Genomic DNA, 17,318 nt, shown 5'->3' with positions numbered 1-17,318 from the left:
CAGTCACTTATATCCCTTGCGCGCTGCCGGCGACATACCAGAGGGTGGCAATGGCTTTCTGATATTTGGTGCGAAGTTCTTCCAGTTTAACCCCTAAATCGATGAGCTTACTTTCGCGGGAGTTTACCAGAAACAGAGAACTTTCGCCGAGGGTAAACCGCTGCTGTTCAGCCTGTACCAGCCGACGCTGATTCGCTACGGCCTGCTGTTGCACGCCTAGTTGCTGGTTAAGCGTCAGGATTTCGTTTCTGGCCGACAGCACATCGTTCTGGATGTCTCGTACTACCTGCTGCCGTTCCAGCGTCAGTTGCTGGCCTTTCACCTGTACCTGCCGAAGTTTACCGCGCTCTTTTCGCAAAAACAGCGGCATCACCAGATCAAGGCCGATCTTGTGGTTTGCCAGCCCGAATGCGTAATAACTCGACCAGTCGTAGCCCTGCGCCAGATTGGGAGTCTGGCTGAGCAGATTGGCACTAAGGCTTATCTGTGGCTGAAGTAAAGCCCGGCGATAACGCTCCTCCAACTGATTTTGCCCGGTTTTAGCATCAAGTTTTACCAGTTCAGGATGCTGTTGCGTAGCCTGGCTGAGCAACTGTTGAACTAGGGCATCGTTAATCACATCGCCCACCGAGGCTTGCGGCACCACCTTCTCGGGCAGATCAACCGGCTGATTATTGGCGGCCCAGAGAAAGACCGCCAGGCGTAGCCGGGCATTTTGCAAATCAACCGTTGCCTGTTGCCGCTGCACCAGCCGATCCTGCACCGTAATGAGGGCTTCGGTGGTGTCGATGGTGGCGACTTCGCCGATCAGGGCACGCTGCCGGGTGGCGGCAAACCGCACATCGGCCAGTTGAAAACCTTCGTTGATGAGCTGGTACGAACGATACGCCAGATACCATTCCCAGTAGGCTTTGGCCGCGTCGTACAGGGTTTTGTTTACCTGTTTCCGGCGATCTGCTTCAGCCAGATTGACGCCCAGCTGCGCCTGTCGGAGGGTGGTTCGGCGCCCGTCGATCAGGATCGTCTGGCCAATCGGCAGGCTGACGCCAACCAGGACCAGCCCGGTTGGCGGGGTTTTAACTTCGGGGTTTACGCGCTCGCCAATGGCGCGGTCGTACCCGATCTTTACATCCATACCTGTTGGCATGATCGGTACCGACAGGCCCGTTTGCCAGCGGTTGTAGTACAGGTCAGAGCCGAATTCTTTCCGGTCGAAGTATGACGTTATCTTCGGATCGAACGCTCCCCGCGCCTGCATGATTTCGGTCCGGGCTTCTTCGGGCAGCAGGGCCGCCTGTTTTACGATGGGGTGAAACTGCACCACCGCCCCGAAAAATTCGGCGGCCGTGAACACCACCGTATCCACCTGCTGGCCTGTCCGTTGCGCAAACAAGGGGGGCGTCCCCGTTAAGGCCAGGGCCACCAACCAGCCTCCAACGGCCCCACGTAGCTTAACCCAGGTACGTTGCCTTGTCCAGGCGCCCCTGATCCGTTCCGGCAACGTACCTGACCGTTGCCGGGTAACTGTTACTGGCTGTGTCATTTCTTGGCTCCTCCTTTTTCTTCTCTCGGTTCTGCTTTCAGGCTTGGCGGGAAGCCGTTCAGCTGCCGCCAGATTTCGTACCAAATGGGCACATCGTCGAGCATGACCCAGCCGTACACGCCCGATCCGACGCGGAGCTGGTCTGGCCATTTAGGGTCTTTGCCCGTCTGCGTTGGCCGAACCAGCAGCCTGTATTTTCCGGTGCTGCTGGCCACCGCATCGATCACGGCCACTTCGCCCCCGAACGTACCTACGGCCACAGTAGGCCAGCCCGAAAACTGAACCGCAGGCCAGCCATCGAACTCGAGCCGAACCGTGCGGCCACGCTGAATAAGGGGCACATCGTTGGGGCGCACGAAGAGCTCAACGGCAATATCCGGGCTTTCGGGCTGGAGGGTCACAATGGATTCACCCTCCTTGATCGTCTCGCCAATACCTGCCTTGAACGATTGCACCACGTAGCCATCCTGTGGGGCACGAATGACATATAATCCCCGACGTACCTGAACACTGCTGATCTTGTTGGTAATCTTCGACACTTCGCCGGCTGCATCGGCCTTGTACGAAACCGCCGAGCTTTTATCTGACTGGGCCTTGGCCACTTTCTCCTGATAATCAGCCTGAATCGTATTTAAGTCGATCACCGAATTGGTCAGCTCCTGGCGGGATACATTTAGTTTGGCTTCCTGCGAAACTACTTTGGCGTAATCTTCCTGCAACTTAAGGCGGCGACTTTCCAGGTCGGTCAGCGAAATCAGTCCATCTTTATGCATCTGTTCCGAACGCGCCAGCCGGTCGGCAGCGATCCGGTAGTTGGTCCGTTGGGCAATCAGGTCGGTACTGTCGCTGGTCACTTTAAAGCGGTTCTGTTTTACTTTATTCCGGGCCGATTGCAGTTTGGCCGTGAGCCCGGCCGAGAGGGCCGTTATCTGCCCGTCGAGCGCCTGGATTTTCGATTCGGTCGCCGCCAGACTATTTTGTTTGGCTCCCAGTTGTTCGCGCAGCCGCTCGGGCAGGTTGGGGTCAAAATAGTCGTCTTTAATCTCCGAGATCAGCAGGAGGGTGTCGCCTTTCTTCACCCGCTGCCCATCTCTAACGTTCCACTGCTCAATTCGACCAGCGATGGCGTTCTGCACCGTTTGTGGACGATCTTGTGGCGTAAGCGCCGTTACGTGCCCTTCGCCGGTTATGTTCTGCCGCCAGGGCAGAAAGAGCGTAGCGAAGAGGATGAACAGCATGAACAGCATCCACCGCCCCAGCGACCGGCCTGCATGAAGATCAGGGAGCTTACGAAGGGTTTGCAGGGGAAAATGGTCAATGATATCGTCGTTGACACGACTATTTGACAGATTCAGCATAGGTATTTTCAATTAGCAATGATCAATTAGCCGATGGATTCGCCTGTTGGCTAGCACAGCTAGCGCTTATTCTTCATTGTGCATCGATACTTGTTTACTGGTCAGTGGCAAATCAGTTACCTGCCCAATTTTCTCGGCGGCGGTCATCAAATCATACACGACATCAATATTCATAATGAGTTTATCAACCGAGCTGGTAATGAGCACAATGACCAACTCAGCGGCCACAAACTGGCCCAGCGTCATTTCGCGACCGACTACCAGGGTGGTCCCCAAAATCAGCAGCCCACCAGTAATGACCGTCTTGAACGCCACCGCGCTGTAGAAGAACCGCTTCAATACCTGAAAGTGCGCGTTTCGGTAAGCAATGTATTGCGCCACATAATCGTCTGTATGCCTCATCAGGTCGGGGGTCTGGTTCTGCTGCCGAAGCGCCGGCAACCGGCTGGCCATATCTTCCAGCCACGCGACCAGCTTATACTTGAATTTCGATTCACTCAGGCTGGTTTTCAGCGCACTACGGCCAAATAACCCGATCAGCCCCAGAACGACCAGTAGCGTAACCAACCCAAAGGCGATAAAAACGGGGTGGTAGAAAGAAAGCAGAATAATGCCGAACAGGATCTGGACAACGGCCGCTGTCAGGTCGATCAGCAGCTTGGGTAAGCCCTTCTGAATAGTGAGCACGTCGAAAAAACGGTTCATCAGTTCGGGGGGATACGTTCCCTCGAGGCTGTCTGGCTTAATTCGGGGCAGGCGGTACGTAAACTCAAAGGCCGCTTTCACAAAGATGCGTTGTTGCAGCACCTCCACGATTACCTGCTGCCCGATCAGGATCAGCCCACTGATGACCACGCCAATCACTACCAGCCCTATCAATACATAGACCGAACTGAAGACCATGCCACCAGATACCAGGTTGAACACCGCCTGGATGCCCAGGGGAAGTGATAAACTGATTAATCCTGCCACGATGGCGTACAGATAAACATACCAGATATCCCGTCGCTCCGTATTTAACAACCGGATCAGCCGCTGGAGCGGTGAAGGGGGAAGTTGATCAGATGTAGTTTGTGTCATAAGTAAATTTTAAGACCGCTTTAATAGGTTGATAGTAAAACTATCTTTCATGATAACATAACTTTGATCTGGAAAAGTTTGTTATCCAGTAGAGTTTGTAATTTATTGAGCTGATTGACGCATGGAATACTCTGTCCAGGTACGTATGAATGCAAAGCTGTTCCTCCGCGACCCGGAACAGTCTGACTTAGGCCGTCGTATTATTCGTCAGGGTATCTTGCTGATCAACGAGATCGGGTTTGAAGAAACCACGTTCAAAAAACTGGCCGACCGGATAGGCACGAGAGAAGCCAGCATTTACCGGTATTTTGAAAACAAGCACCGCCTGCTGCTCTACCTGATCGACTGGTACTGGCAGTGGCTTGATTTTCAGGTCCTGTTTGTAACCAACAACCTGTTCGATCCCCGCGAAAGGCTGGAACGTGTGCTGCGCGTGTTGCTGCAGGCGGATGTGTCGACGCCTGCTACCCCCGATGATATTGATCTGGTGGCGTTACATAACATTGTTATCTGCGAAGCCAGCAAAGCGTACCTGACCCGGCATGTAGCTGAGGATAACCAGCAGCAACTTTTCAAGCCGTATAAAGACCTCACCGCCCGCATTGCTCAACTGATTCTCGATTACCGCCCCAACTACCCATATGCCCGGTCGCAGGCCAGCTCCATTATCGAAACGGCCCATTATCAATCGTTCTTCATGCGATTTCTGCCGGCGTTGACTGATTTTAACGGGGCCGACAGCAACGTGTCTCTCCTGGAATTTCTTCGTCACCTGCTGTTCGCCACGCTTAATTCGTAAGTTTCACCACACTGTAAGCAGCCTGGTTAGGCTGGCGGATGATGGGGCCAATGTGGGTACGTACCCGGTCGTCGTCGTGGATAACGAAAAGGGTGTTTGGGTCAATAAACGTCATGTCTTCGGCTTTGTGCGTGAAGGCGAGCGGTTTGCCGTTCTGGGTACGTACCAGTTGTAACGTACCATTGTTTTTCAGGGCTTTCTCGGAAATGACCCAGAGATACGCGCCGATCCGTTCCCCCTGCTCAAAGGAGGTCAGTAGCCAGAAACACCGGCGATTGGCGTCATATTCAATGCTCGAAATGGCCAGGGGCTTTGGCAAGGTCGTGTCTACATCGCTCACATCGAAGTTCCGAATTAGAACGGGCTTGTCGACGACCACCCCCTGGCGACTTTTGACGCCTTCCTGGCTGTGGTATTTTGCCCGCAGCAGCGTGATACGGTAATCAAATTTATCGTAATGGTCGCCCTGTTCGCGCACCCCGAACCAGAGGTGTGTATTGGTGGCGGCGAGCCCTTCGATTTTAAAGTACGGGGAACCACCCAGCGCCTGCTGAACCTGCCTACGCAGATCAAGCGATGCGGCTTCGCCCCGGCCGGCGCCCGCCAGCCGCACGTCGCCCTCCTGGCCAGGGTGCCAGGCCAGCAGCATGTTGTAACCGTCGAAGTCGGCCGAACCCGGCTTGATCCGATCAAAGGCGGTGGTCAGGAACGTCCACTTTCGATTGGGGCTTTGGGCAAACTCTTCAAATTTATGCGCCATGCGCATAACCGGCTGATCAAGATAGACGGGGCTGGATGGATCCAACCCGTTTCGGATCGAGTCACCTTTAGGCCAGTTGATGTAGAAGACAGAGGAACGGGGGGCAGGCATATCCTTATCATTGGCCAGATAAATACGGTCGCCCTGAGCTAGTACCGCCGAGGCTTCGCACCAGGTTTTGCCATCGGCCAGACCGGGCTCAAAGCAGGAGATGAATCCTTCGGTGGCGATGTGGCCAGTAGGTGTTAAGCGGAGTTGGGCTGTACGGCACTGCACAAAAAATAAACAGGCCAGCGGGATAAAGAGGCAGGTACTAAGTTTTCTCATAACGCCGTAAAGAAAGCAAATTGGCAGGAAAGCGTATAAATAGTGATCACATGGCTAGCGCAGCAACGATTGGCGAAGCAATAAATAGCCTACGAAAAGCATAGCCTCCCGGATTTACAGGACCCCAGTCCAAGAACGAATAGAGCAACAGGAATCAGGTTGGGCAACAGGGCTGCCGCCAACTGTGTAGCCCGTTAGCCAGACGGCCGTGATGAGCATAAGCCGCCTGATCGATCACCTGCTTCTGGCGAATACAAGGCTAGACCAGCCCGGTCGCCGGTGATTTAATGACCCGCTAGCCACCTCTTTTGCGGGTGGGGTAGTTTCTGGAAAAAATACAAATTGTACGAAAATAATATTGTTTTTACGTGAATCTACGCTATGTCCTACTTTCTCTGATTTAGGCTAAAAATGTAACCGTGTAGCGAAATAAGGAATCTATTGCACATTCTCGTTTTTCGTAAAACGATTCAGTCAACGACTTGTACAGAATCAAGAACTTTAGTTAAATGATTGTTAATCAGCCTGTTTTGTCTTGCATTTGATTCGGCCTGTAGCCCACCTTTGTCGCAGTCAAAAACAACTGTACATCAACAATGAAACAGATTCGTGTTACCGTCGCAATGCTCGCAGTAGCATTCACACTGACCACCGCAGGGAGTGCCGTGGCTCAGACTCCAGCCACTACGGCTCCAGTTAAAGTGGTTAAATCAGCCTTGAAAAAAATTCGCCTGCAGGCACCCGCCGGCGCTACGCTGGATGTAGCGGTGATCGACCAGGCCGGAACCGTGTTGTATACAGGTGCCGTGCAGGTAAAAGACAGCCGGGGTACATCGCTCAACCTGACTAACCTGCCCGACGGCCGCTATTACGTAACGGCTACCAACAACGACTTCTGGATGTCGCAGGGTATTATGGTGCTTAACGACAAAGTAGTTGTCGACGCACAGAATGTAACGGAGGTTGTTCGGCCATCACTGGTAGCCTACGCTAAAAACAAGTACGAAGTAGTCATGCCCGGTGTTAAAACCCTGAGTGTGGCCATTTACGACCGGATGAATGACCTGGTGTTCACCAAGTCGTTCGGTAGTGCTGGTGAAGTGCACCGGTTCGACCTGAGCTCACTGCCAAGTGGCGAATATACGTTTGTATACGGACCTGAGCAGAAGCAATTCATCGAACACGTGGCCATCAAATAACCATGTGTTGGGGCACTGCACGTGGGGCGGTAGACTGTAGAGCACTAGCTGAAGTCTACCGCCCTTTTTGCGTTATGATTCTTTTTTGCTGACGATAAATGTCTGCTGGTCCGTTGTTTTAGGGGCAACGGCCCTGAGGTTGATCCGGTAGATGGTATCGCCCCACTTGCTGATGATTCCCCGGTCTTCTGGCTGGTCTAGCTTTACCTTTTCGACGGCCGCCTGAAACTGCTTGGGGTTGTAGGTGATCAGGAAGTCGGCGGCCTTGCCGCCTTTCGGCGCATAGTGAACGATCAACTCGCCGGGTTTACCCAGGTCAGTTGGGTAGCAGGTCATCAGATGCTGGGTGAGTTCGGTGGCCTTTTCCAGCCGGATGGCGTCAATGACCTGCACGTTTTTACCGCGATTGAGCCGAATTGTCCGCTGCCAGGTGGTTACACCGGCCTCCCTGGGGTACGCCTGGGCGATATGGACGTCAAATTGTGTGTAACCGTTGCCCGTTTTATAGGCAACCGAACCCGCTTTGAACTGAGGGCCGGGTGGCTGGTCCGCTCCGTTGATGGTTGGCAGGTTATGGTAGTCTGAACAGTTGTACCAAATAGCGTATCGCTTGTCGCTGAAGGTCTTGCGCGTATACGTACCCCGCCCAACATCGATCAGCAGGGGCTTGCCATCGTAATAGACCACGTAATTACCAATGTCGTTATGGTTGTGGCTCTCGTCGTTATTCCCTCCCTTGGCGGCTACGTAAAAACCGTTGGTTGTGCCAGCCTGGTCGCGGGCGGCAACTACCTGTAGATCGGGCAGCCACACATTCTGCGGCAAGGGTAATCCTTTGGCTGCCGCACGGAGCTCGTCCTGCATGAACAGCGAATAAAAGTGACGGAAGTAATGAAACCTGCCGACAGAACCCTCTTCGGGTTTGACATAATACGCGCCGAACCGCATCATGTCGGGGTCGCTGATCGCTTTGCCGTAGCGATAGATCATCGTGGCCGCCATGCCCGGTTGGGGGTCGGCGTCGGCAAAGTTCAGAAAGTACCGGTCACTGATCTGGGCGCGATAGATAAAGCGCCCCATATTCCGAAACTTTTCGTCGGCATAGACGTAGGTAAAGGCATCGTTGGTGGCGGTATTCAGCAGGGCCAGATTATCGTAGAGCGAAGCCGCGGCGGCTCCCCAGTAGCTCGGCCCTTCATCGCAGCCGCCATCCTGCGGATATGGGTTAACGAACTGGTCCAGCACATGAAGTAGCTTATACACGGCGGCGGCTCGTTTATCGTCGTCTTTTTCCAGCAACAGTACCGCGTTTAACCAGTTCGAACAGATCCACGGATTCCAGTTGTTGGGTGCGCGGCCATTGGCCGTCTTAGCCATCCAGCCGTGGGGCTGTGTCATCAATGGCTGAAAAATCCGGGTGTTGGTTTCGTGGTACATCCGTTTCCGAATCTGTGGCGATACGGCGTCCAGTTTGTCGCCCACGTAGTAGTCGACCCAGGCCAGGTACGTTGCCGTTTCGGCCGAAAATAGCTCGACGAACGGTTTCGACACATCCATCAGGCCCGAATACGCTTTCGATTTGGGCAGGTGAGCCGGTGCCCCCCAGAACGATTCTTCACAGATCGACCAGACGCCATCGATGAGCTGATCAACGAATCGACCTTTGTTCTCATAGATTTCGGCCAGCAGCAACGTACCCAGCACGTCACGCTTTTCGAAGCTGACAGCCTGATACTCATCCCGATCACCGGTACGCTCGATCAGCAGTGATTTCGTAGCCGGAATGGATGGCCACTGATAGGTCAGGTACGTTTCAGCCTTCTTCAGATAAGCCTGCATCATGGCCTGATCGGCTTTGGCCCAGCCTGCCCGGTCGTCGCGTTTGGGAAAAGGCACCCACTGCGCCTGTGGAATCAGGGCCGTCCTCAGCTGCTCTTGCGTGTATTTTCCGCTCAGCAGATTGGCTTCCTGTGCGGTGGCTGTTGCCACAGTAAATAAGGTAAAAAGGGCAATGAAAAGACGTTTCATACCAGGTACGTTAAGTCGGGGAAGAGTTTGCTGCTATTGCTTCGCGCTTGTGGCCCTGAGCCTGTCTGGGATCGCACCGGCCTAGTCGGGGACGCCTAGTCGGGGATCGCGGCGGCGAACCGGCCTAGTCGGGGACGCCTAGTCGAAGGGTCACAAGCGCGAAGCAACTAGCCAAGCACGTACACACCTTTAAAACAGCGAATGCGTCAGTGCGAACAGACTGGTATCAGGCGCTGATTTAGAGCCGCTTGTCGCAGTGCCCGGCCGCTTGTACTTCCAGTCAGCCACTACTTTGACCGGCGCGAATTCTTCCCGATGCAGGGTTTTTATTTGCCGGAACGTCCAGGGTTTTTCGCCTTCGGCATAAGGTAGCATCCAGGCATACGCTTTTCTGAGGCTCTTTCCGTCGGGTGTCTGGTAGTTCCAGAGATCGATGTTAACGCTTTCGGCCAGTTGTGCCAGACCAAAAAAACCTTTCAGGTTCATGAGTGAATAGCCCCAGGTGAGGGTGCGGGCCAGTTCGTGCGGCTGGCTGCCATCTTCGTTCAACTGGCTCTGAATCCGCTTCATGGTCTTCTGTTCGATCATCTGCCGGGCCAGTGGCTTATCGTCGAGAAATAACGCGAAGGCGACGGTCTGAAAATCATAGTAGGTGCCGTGGTTGTTGTGCTCATCCTCTTCATCTTTTCCTACCGGGCTCGTCAGCATCCAATTGAGAAACTGCCGGAACCAGCCCTGCAGGGCAACCTGGTCTTTCTGAGGCCACGCTGTTGACGCGCGAATCAGTTGAACGGCATCGACCAGCTTGGCCAGCATGCGTGTGTCGATCAGGCCAATGCCTCGTCCCTCGGTGATGCCCGGAATGGCCTGGCCGTAATTCAGGTTGGCATTCATGCGCGTGTCGGCGTTCAGAAACCAGACGCGCAGCAGTTCGGCGGCGTGCCGGGCGTATTTTTCGTCAGCCGAGAAATAGTAGGCGAGGGCCAGCACCTGCACATCGTCGCAGAGGCCGTTCAGGTACGTTGCATCCTGAACGGCATAGCGTTCCGGGTTGATCTGCCCATCTTTTCGGATATACGGCAGGCCGTTTGGCTTCGTTGAGTCGGGCCACCAGTAGGGTCCCACACTCAGGTAATCGTGTTTGTTGCCGCTGGGTGGGAGCTTCGTTTTTTCTACTACCGAATGAACAGGCTTGGTCAGCGCTTGATCGGCCATTGCCAGCAACGCCTGTTTCGCGGCCAGTAACGGCTTGTCGCCCTGCTGCAGGCGTGTTCTGTTGGCCTGCAACAGGGCCCCGTCCAGCAGGAACGTCGCCGGTTGCTGGGCGGTAGCGCTCAACACGCCGATGAGCAGCAGAAAACCGAGTGAAAGTGCCAGTCGTTGCCCTTGTTGAGTCATGGTTTGGCTTGATGTATACGTTGTTGCCGGCGTAGCCCCGCAGCGGCGGCCCGTCCTGCCGAGATGTCGGACCACCTGAACAGGAACTACGCCGAAGATTTATTTCAGTTTCAGTCGCTTGATACTGACAGTCATGGTCCTGGCCGTGTTATTGACTGCGTTCACGTAAATATAGGCCGCGTAGGTTCCGTCGGCCGATTTAACGAAAGCGCCCTGGTCGGCGGCGAACCCGTAGCCGTAGTCGGCGGCATTGACGAACGTAGTCTGTTGCAAATCGATATCGTCGATATACACATCGAAACCGGCGGTATTGCGCAGCTGAGCGTCCTTTACATCCACCCGTTTGTCGATCAGCGTGCGGGGCTTGGCCAGGCCGGTGGGCAGCGTTACATCTTTCAGGTAATCCGGGTTCGATGGCGCCACCAGGGCATGACCAAACGTGTAGGTGTTGATCGTCGGTCGATACACGTACACAAAGTCAATTTTGTTGGCCAGGTTGTTCTGCTCCACGTCGGCCCTGGTGTAGGCCGTCATGTCGGCCAGCGACACATAAGCTTTGGCCCCGTCGCCCAGCACGATGGCCCGTTTTATGTCCATGCTGCTGATCCGGTACGTCGGCGATTGAATGCTGACCTCTTTACCGGTGGAATTGGTCGCGCTGAAGCGAAACGACACGTCTCTTCCCTGCCCCTCCGGGGTGGGGTAATAATAGTAGCGCAGCGTAACGGCTTTGTTGGTAGCCACATCGAGAATATTGGCCGTCGATACAGTGCCGTTGGTAAGGGTATCCGTAGCCGTTTGTTTGGGCTGATCAACGCCGGTACTGTAATTCGTGTACCAGGAATTTCGGCTGATGCCCGTGCCGGCGCCACCCGCTACACTGGCTTCGACCCGCACGTTCTTAAGGTCGCCTTCGGTGGTGCCAATGGCATAGGCGAACTCGATCCGGTCACCCACTACGGCCGGGCCCGTGGTCTTTTTCAGTAGATCATTCTGGAAGGGCTGTGTGGGCTCTATAGCCTTCTGACAACCAGTAGCTAACAGGGCGGCAACGGCCGGGACCAGCAAAAATAAGGGGTTGCGCATGGTGGTTATTTTTGAAGGGTGACCGTTACTGTGTACGTTTTGCGCACTTGCCGATTACCCGACACAACGGTGTAGGTCTTCGCTTCGGTGAAATCCGTCCAGATGCCCATCGTCGGTTCAACGATGGCATCGGAAACGACGCTGCAAATGGGCTTCAGGCGCTGCATGTTGGTGCCGAATTTAGCCACGGCCGTGACCGTCAGGGCTGTGGTGTCAACTTTCGTTTGGCCGCTGACCAACACCGTACGGTGATCGGTGCCGAGCAGGTCGAACGAGGTCATGTAGCTCTGGGCCCGTTGGGTGATCAGCAGCCCGCTGGCGTCGATAGGGTCGTCGGATTTACAGGCAAACAGGCCTGCCAGCGTGAGCAGGCCCAGGAGGATGAATGAAAATAAGCGGTTCATGGGAGTTGATGCGGTCAGGTTAGAGCCAGGGGGTGTTCTGCGTGATTTTTGTATTGACTTCGATCTCGCTGGGCGGAATCTGGAAAATATAATACCGCTGGTAGGTACGTAGGTCGGCGTTGTTGAACTCGTCGCGGATGCGCGTTCCCTGCGTATCGAAAAGCACCTGTCCGCCTGGGGCGGGCCAGATTTCTTCCGCTTTTTTCCAGCGGCGGATGTCGAAGAAGCGCTGCCCTTCGCCCACCAGCTCAATGATTCGTTCCTGTTCGATGGCCTTGAAGAAATCGGTCTTCGACGAGAATTTAGCCGTGTTCAGGGCGGGCAGGTTACCCCGGCGGCGAATCCGGTTCAGCAGGGTAAACAGTTCCGGTGTTGGCCCGCTCAGCTCATTAACGGCTTCGGCATACATTAGCCAGACATCGGGCAGGCGCATCAGGTAAATGTCCTGTGGCCCGTCGCTGCGGCCAATACCGCCCGTCTGACGTACCCACTTTCGGAACACGTACCCCGCCGGGGCGCCGTCGTAGTTGATCGCCGTCACCCCATCGCGGTTTCCGAAGCGGAAAGGCAGGCTGTCGGGTAAAACGGTCAGGCCGTCCGTTGAGAGCTGCACCATTTTCTGGCCATCCCACACCATCGTTGCCCGCATCCGGTAGTCGCGGCCTTCGTATGATTTGGGGTTAGTGGCGCTATTCAGCAGCGTAGTGGTGCGGCTCAGTACGAGTAGCGGCGCAAAATCGCCGGTGCTGGTGAGCTGGTAGCGGTTGGCCAGCCGGAACGTCGGTGCCACCCAAACCTGGCCGAAGCCCGTGTTCCGGTTGCCAAAATCACGCGATAACTCTTCGCCCTGGCTGAGCAGCGGCCCACCGAACTGCACCGAGAAGATGATTTCGGGGTCATACTCGTTGAAATACTGGAACAGGTGCCAGTAGTTCGGGTTGTCGGCTGGCCCGGGATCGCCGTTGCGGAAGAGCGGAATGTTCTTGTCGACGATCTTCTTGAAATCTGCTGCTGCTGCCGTAAAGTGCTTTTGCGCGTCAGCGGCGTTGCCTTCATTTTTCATCCACGAAGCCCAGAACAGGTTCACCTTACCGCTGAAGGCCCACGCCGCCAGCTTCGAGGCCCGGCCCAGGTTGTCGCCCGAGTAGGTTTCGGGTAAAATAGACGCGGCGTAAGTGAGGTCGGCCAGAATGGAATCCTTCACGGCGGCACGTGGGGTACGGGCCAGGTTGTAGGCTTCCGCATTGCCGTTCAACTTATTGGTGAAGTAAGGAACGTCTCCCCACAGGTCGATCAGCCGGAAATAGTTGAGTGCCCGCAGGAAACGCGTCTCGGCAACCAGTCGGTCCATCAGTGCCAGATCGGCCGGCGCGGTGGTGGTAGCGCGCAGAATGCCGATGTTGCCCAACACGTAGTTGGCGCGGTTGATGGCCCGGTAGCAGTCGCCCCACAGAAAACCAAAGTTGCCGTTCGAGCCTAACCCACTCGGGCTGAACGACCCCTGGTTATTGCTGGTGCCGCGTGTGTGCATGAACTCACCGGCTCCATCGAAATAGTAGTCGCGGTCGAAGGTGGTGCGGTTGGCTTCGTAAACACCGTTAACGGCGGCCACGGCATCGGCGGTGGTTTTCCAGAAGAGGTCGGCCGATAGTTGGGTGGTGGGGACCTGATCGAGCAGATCCTCGGTACAGGCTGCCGAAACAACCAGCAACCCCACCAGCATGTATACTTTATAGAATCGATTCATGACGAAGGGAGTGAAGTAAGTGGCTGGTAATCAGGTGACTGATCGACAGGTAATGCGTGCCGGTAACACGCTGGGCTGATCAGTTACCTACTTGCCAACTCACTTTTGTACTACTTAAAAGCTGAGGTTGAGGCCGAACGAATAGGATTTCAGCAGCGGGAAGGGGTCGTCGTTGTTATCGGCGCCCGATACGCTCGTACTTTTTTCCGGATCGACCCCCCGGTATTTAGTGAAGGTCAGCAGGTTTTCGGCGGTGCCGTAGATCCGTAGCTTGCTCACACCCACCCGGCTGGCATATTTGCTGGGAATGTTGTAGCCGAACTGGATGTTTTTGAGCCGCACGTAGCTGAAATCGTCCAGCCAGAAGGTCGATTCGGCCTGGTTGTTGCCGCCCGAACCCGTTAGCAGCCGGGGCAGCGACGCCGATCGGTTGTCGAGGCTCCAGGTGTCGTTCCATAGGAAATCCTGAAAGGCGTTCCGGGCCGATGGAATGTTAACCTGGTTGAAAGGCTCGAGCCAGTAGTCTTTGCGCCCGGTGGCTCCCTGCCAGAGGATACTCAGGTCGAAGCCACGCCAGTTGCCGAAGAGGTTCAGGCCGTAGGTGCCGGTTGGCTGGTCGCGGTTAAACTGAGGCTGGGCTACGCGGTCTTCGTCGTTCACCTGTCCGTCGCCATTGATGTCTTTGTAGAGTACATCGCCCGGCGAGAAATACTGACCCTGGTAGGGGGCGTTGGCAATATCTTCCCAGCTTTGCGCAATACCTGTCGATACCCGGCTGTAGGCAAAGTGATAGGGGAGGTTCAGGTACGTGAAGCCCTTGCTCAGGAACTCGTTCCACTCCAGCAGCCTGTTCTTGTTGAACGCCATGTTCAGCGTTGCTCCAACGTTGGCGTCCCTGACTTTAGCCCGGTAGGTCACATTGACTTCCAGCCCCGAGTTGCTCAGCTTACCAATGTTCACGCGCGGGGCGTTGTAGCCCGACAGGAAAGTCGACAGCGACGACGGGCGGATCATGCCTGAGGTCAGCTTGTTGTAAAAATCGATGTCGGTGGTGAGTCGACCGCCGAAGAAAGCGAGGTCAAGGCCAACGTTGGTCACGTTGGTTTCTTCCCACGAGAAATCTTCGTTGATGATCTTCGACGAGCTGAATCCTTTTACGATTTTTCCGTTCAGGATGTAGTTGGTCAGGTTGAAAATATCGCGCTGTTCGTAGCGACCAACGCCCGAGTTATTTCCCAGCTTACCAATCGACGCCCGCAGTTTGGCCGACGATACCACGGCACTCAGCGGCTTGAAGAAGGGCTCTTCTGAGAAGCGCCAGCCCGCCGATGCCGATGGAAAGAAACCATATTGAAAGCCCGGTAAGAATTTGCTTGAACCGTCGTACCGTGCGTTTACCTCGAACAGGTACTTGTCGTTGATCACGTAGTTCAGGCGACCAATGCCCGAACGAAGGCCTTCCGCGTCGGAGTTGCCACCAGCCGTTTGGGTGGTGGTCAGCGCGGCGTCGATCTCGCTCAGCAACGGGTTGATCCGTTCCAGCCGACTCGCCGACAGGTTACGGTTAAACCAGTATTCTTCTGTATAGGCACCCAGGAGCGTCAGCTGATGGGTACCAAACAACGTGCGGTTGTAGGTCAGGCGGCCCTGAAGCAGCGTTTTGTAGCCCGAGTTGATGGCGTTGCTGATTCCCGCGCTGCTCGATACCAGCGTTCGCGAAATCTGATTGGTCTGGAAGTTGAACACATCCGTCGGGTCAGAATAGCTCTTGGTGAACTGGTTGTAGTACCGCAATCCATAATCGGCGCGGGCGGTGAGGCCAGTGATGGGCGTCCATTCGCCATACAGGTTAGCGTTCATCTCCTGCCGGTCGCGGTGGTTATGGTTAATGTTCATAGCCGCCAGCATGTTATAGGCCAGGGCATCTTCCCCGTAGGCCATTGCACCGCCATACTGCCCGGTAACCGGGTTTTGCGGCAGAATACCCGCCACGGCATAGCGGATGTCGTAGCCCGCCGTGCCGGTGTACGTAATGAGCCCCTCCGAGTTGGCAAACGTCTGTTTCGACCACTGCCCGTCCATTCGGATACCCACCTTGATCTTATCGCTCAGCTTGTAGTCCAGGTTGAAACGGGTGTTGTAGCGGGTATAATCGTGGTTGATCAGCAGACCAAGTTCATCGTACACCCCCGCCGAGAGGTAAAAATTGGCCCGGTCGTTGCCACCCGCCGCCGACAGGTTATGCGTTTGAATCCGGCCGTGGTCGCGCAGCACCACATCCCACCAGTTCGTGCTTGGGTAATTGACCGGGTCAATCAGGCGCTTCGACAGCCAATCGTCTACGGTGCCATACCGGAACGTCGTTGAGGAAGCTCCCGCCGCCGAAGCCCGCAGGTGCATGGTCAGCGACCGGGCATAATCATCGAAATAGTTGTAGAAGTTGGTTGGCTGCGACGAGCCATACGTACCTGAGTAACTAATGACCGGTTTCTTGTTGCCTGACCCGTTTTTGGTCGTAATCAGCACCACGCCGTTGGCCGCCCGAGAGCCGTAGACCGACGCCGACGCGGCATCTTTCAGGACCGAAATGCTGGCCACGTCGTTCATGTCGATCCGGTTAATGTCAACGTCGGGCAGGCCGTCCACGACGATCAGCGGACCGGAGTTGTTTACCGTGCCCAACCCCCGGATGACCAGCGCCGCGCCACTGCGCCCGGCCTGGCCCGTCGATTGCTGCACGGATAGGCCCGGAATCAGGCCCGACAAGCCCGACGAAACGTTGGCCAGCGACCGACTGGCAATCTTGTCGTCGATCGTGATGGCCGCTACTGCCCCGGTCAGGTTCTCTTTTTTCTGCGTACCATATCCTACGACGACCACTTCGTTCAACTGTTTGGTGTCGGTGGCCATCGACACATCGAGTGAGGTTTCGCTGGTGATCACCACTTCTTTGGCCAGATACCCGATGGCCGAGACCACGAGCGTACCCCCGCCGGTAGGTACGTTCAATGTGAATCTCCCGTCGGCATCGGATGTAGTGCCGGTTCGGGCGTCATTTTTCAGGACCACCGTGGCTCCGGGTAGCCCGCTGTTTTTTTCGTCGAGAACCCGGCCCGTAAACTTGTAAGTGGCTACCTGCTGAGTAGGAGCAGACTGCCCTCGCCCCGGTGGCACAGTCTGGCCAACCGCTACACCGCTGACCAGGGCAAGCGCCAGCCAGCTGTAGGTTGTCGGTAGCAAGAGGTTAGTGAATACAGTTTTTTGCATGAGGTTTCAGGTAATAGATTGGCATGTTGAGAATTGATAAAAGCTGGGTTGTTCGGGAGTTTGTGTGCAGTCCAACCGCCTGGCGACGAACGTACCCAACCGGGAAGCACACTAGGCCATGCTGATTTCGTTGAGTCGATTACCGGGTGTTTCCCCGATGTGTATGTGCCAGACACAGGTTCCAGCGCGGGTTGTCTTTATCGCGCTTTTGGCGGGCGATGAGGCAATAGTAATGGGTATGTGACAATAAAATAATGGAATAGTATCAATTGAAGCGATCTGTCCACCCTTTTGAACGCTTTGTCATCCTGCCGAACAGTTT

General features: G+C 55.3%; 12 protein-coding genes. 2 read left to right on the top strand and 10 right to left on the bottom strand.

What is annotated here, in order from left to right; translation table 11 throughout:
* Positions 1–7: 7 nt before the first annotated feature.
* The 3 genes from ACAW75_RS10335 to ACAW75_RS10325 all read right to left on the bottom strand — a co-directional run bounded on the left by ACAW75_RS10335 (position 8) and on the right by ACAW75_RS10325 (position 3,981).
* Complete coding sequence (locus ACAW75_RS10335) at positions 8–1,543, bottom strand: TolC family protein (protein WP_370728635.1); 1,536 nt, start codon at positions 1,541–1,543, stop codon at positions 8–10.
* A complete protein-coding gene (locus ACAW75_RS10330) occupies positions 1,540–2,901 on the bottom strand; it encodes an HlyD family secretion protein (protein ID WP_370728634.1) in 1,362 nt (453 codons plus the stop codon). The genes ACAW75_RS10335 and ACAW75_RS10330 overlap by 4 nt, the downstream gene beginning before the upstream one ends.
* Before the next feature lie 66 nt (positions 2,902–2,967).
* A complete protein-coding gene (locus ACAW75_RS10325; protein ID WP_370728633.1) occupies positions 2,968–3,981 on the bottom strand; it encodes an ABC transporter transmembrane domain-containing protein in 1,014 nt (337 codons plus the stop codon).
* Positions 3,982–4,102: 121 nt separating this feature from the next.
* Between ACAW75_RS10325 and ACAW75_RS10320 the strand changes: the two genes are divergently transcribed.
* Positions 4,103–4,780 carry a TetR/AcrR family transcriptional regulator gene (locus ACAW75_RS10320; RefSeq protein ID WP_370728632.1) on the top strand — a complete coding sequence of 226 codons (678 nt, stop codon included), beginning with the start codon at positions 4,103–4,105 and terminating at the stop codon, positions 4,778–4,780.
* On the opposite strand, the gene ACAW75_RS10315 is transcribed toward ACAW75_RS10320, so the two are convergent.
* The gene (locus ACAW75_RS10315) at positions 4,770–5,867 is read right to left on the bottom strand and encodes a hypothetical protein (protein ID WP_370728631.1); all 1,098 of its coding nucleotides are present in this window, start codon (positions 5,865–5,867) and stop codon (positions 4,770–4,772) included. The two genes, ACAW75_RS10320 and ACAW75_RS10315, sit on opposite strands and share 11 nt — an antisense overlap.
* A 596-nt stretch (positions 5,868–6,463) precedes the next feature.
* Here ACAW75_RS10315 and ACAW75_RS10310 point away from each other — a divergent pair.
* Entirely contained in the window at positions 6,464–7,066 is a 603-nt protein-coding gene (locus ACAW75_RS10310) for a T9SS type A sorting domain-containing protein (RefSeq protein ID WP_370728630.1), read from the top strand.
* Positions 7,067–7,138: 72 nt separating this feature from the next.
* On the opposite strand, the gene ACAW75_RS10305 is transcribed toward ACAW75_RS10310, so the two are convergent.
* From ACAW75_RS10305 to ACAW75_RS10280, 6 genes are all read right to left on the bottom strand, one after another.
* Positions 7,139–9,094 carry a heparinase II/III domain-containing protein gene (locus ACAW75_RS10305; protein WP_370728629.1) on the bottom strand — a complete coding sequence of 652 codons (1,956 nt, stop codon included), beginning with the start codon at positions 9,092–9,094 and terminating at the stop codon, positions 7,139–7,141.
* Between the two features lie 189 nt (positions 9,095–9,283).
* Positions 9,284–10,492: an alginate lyase family protein gene (locus ACAW75_RS10300; RefSeq protein ID WP_370728628.1), complete on the bottom strand. Its 1,209-nt coding sequence runs from the start codon at positions 10,490–10,492 to the stop codon at positions 9,284–9,286.
* 99 nt (positions 10,493–10,591) lie between these two features.
* Positions 10,592–11,578, bottom strand: coding sequence for a DUF4466 family protein (locus tag ACAW75_RS10295; RefSeq protein WP_370728627.1), 987 nt, complete (start codon positions 11,576–11,578; stop codon positions 10,592–10,594).
* Positions 11,579–11,583: 5 nt separating this feature from the next.
* Complete coding sequence (locus ACAW75_RS10290; RefSeq protein ID WP_370728626.1) at positions 11,584–11,982, bottom strand: SGBP N-terminal domain-containing protein; 399 nt, start codon at positions 11,980–11,982, stop codon at positions 11,584–11,586.
* Between the two features lie 19 nt (positions 11,983–12,001).
* Positions 12,002–13,729 (bottom strand): RagB/SusD family nutrient uptake outer membrane protein, encoded by a 1,728-nt coding sequence (locus ACAW75_RS10285; RefSeq protein WP_370728625.1) that lies wholly within the window; start codon positions 13,727–13,729, stop codon positions 12,002–12,004.
* 114 nt (positions 13,730–13,843) lie between these two features.
* Positions 13,844–16,996 (bottom strand): SusC/RagA family TonB-linked outer membrane protein, encoded by a 3,153-nt coding sequence (locus tag ACAW75_RS10280; protein ID WP_370728624.1) that lies wholly within the window; start codon positions 16,994–16,996, stop codon positions 13,844–13,846.
* Between the last annotated feature and the right edge of the window lie 322 nt (positions 16,997–17,318).

It is taken from the genome of Fibrella arboris, from assembly GCF_041321095.1.
Taxonomy (GTDB): Bacteria; Bacteroidota; Bacteroidia; order Cytophagales; family Spirosomataceae; genus Fibrella; species Fibrella arboris.
Note: the sequence above shows the minus strand (reverse complement) of the source record. Positions and strands in the feature narration are given on the sequence as shown.

Coding starts and splice junctions, on each gene's coding strand:
- ACAW75_RS10335 (WP_370728635.1), bottom strand. CDS start 1,543: ATGACACAGCCAGTAACAGTTACCCGGCAACGGTCAGGTACGTTGCCG.
- ACAW75_RS10330 (WP_370728634.1), bottom strand. CDS start 2,901: ATGCTGAATCTGTCAAATAGTCGTGTCAACGACGATATCATTGACCAT.
- ACAW75_RS10325 (WP_370728633.1), bottom strand. CDS start 3,981: ATGACACAAACTACATCTGATCAACTTCCCCCTTCACCGCTCCAGCGG.
- ACAW75_RS10320 (WP_370728632.1), top strand. CDS start 4,103: ATGGAATACTCTGTCCAGGTACGTATGAATGCAAAGCTGTTCCTCCGC.
- ACAW75_RS10315 (WP_370728631.1), bottom strand. CDS start 5,867: ATGAGAAAACTTAGTACCTGCCTCTTTATCCCGCTGGCCTGTTTATTT.
- ACAW75_RS10310 (WP_370728630.1), top strand. CDS start 6,464: ATGAAACAGATTCGTGTTACCGTCGCAATGCTCGCAGTAGCATTCACA.
- ACAW75_RS10305 (WP_370728629.1), bottom strand. CDS start 9,094: ATGAAACGTCTTTTCATTGCCCTTTTTACCTTATTTACTGTGGCAACA.
- ACAW75_RS10300 (WP_370728628.1), bottom strand. CDS start 10,492: ATGACTCAACAAGGGCAACGACTGGCACTTTCACTCGGTTTTCTGCTG.
- ACAW75_RS10295 (WP_370728627.1), bottom strand. CDS start 11,578: ATGCGCAACCCCTTATTTTTGCTGGTCCCGGCCGTTGCCGCCCTGTTA.
- ACAW75_RS10290 (WP_370728626.1), bottom strand. CDS start 11,982: ATGAACCGCTTATTTTCATTCATCCTCCTGGGCCTGCTCACGCTGGCA.
- ACAW75_RS10285 (WP_370728625.1), bottom strand. CDS start 13,729: ATGAATCGATTCTATAAAGTATACATGCTGGTGGGGTTGCTGGTTGTT.
- ACAW75_RS10280 (WP_370728624.1), bottom strand. CDS start 16,996: ATGCAAAAAACTGTATTCACTAACCTCTTGCTACCGACAACCTACAGC.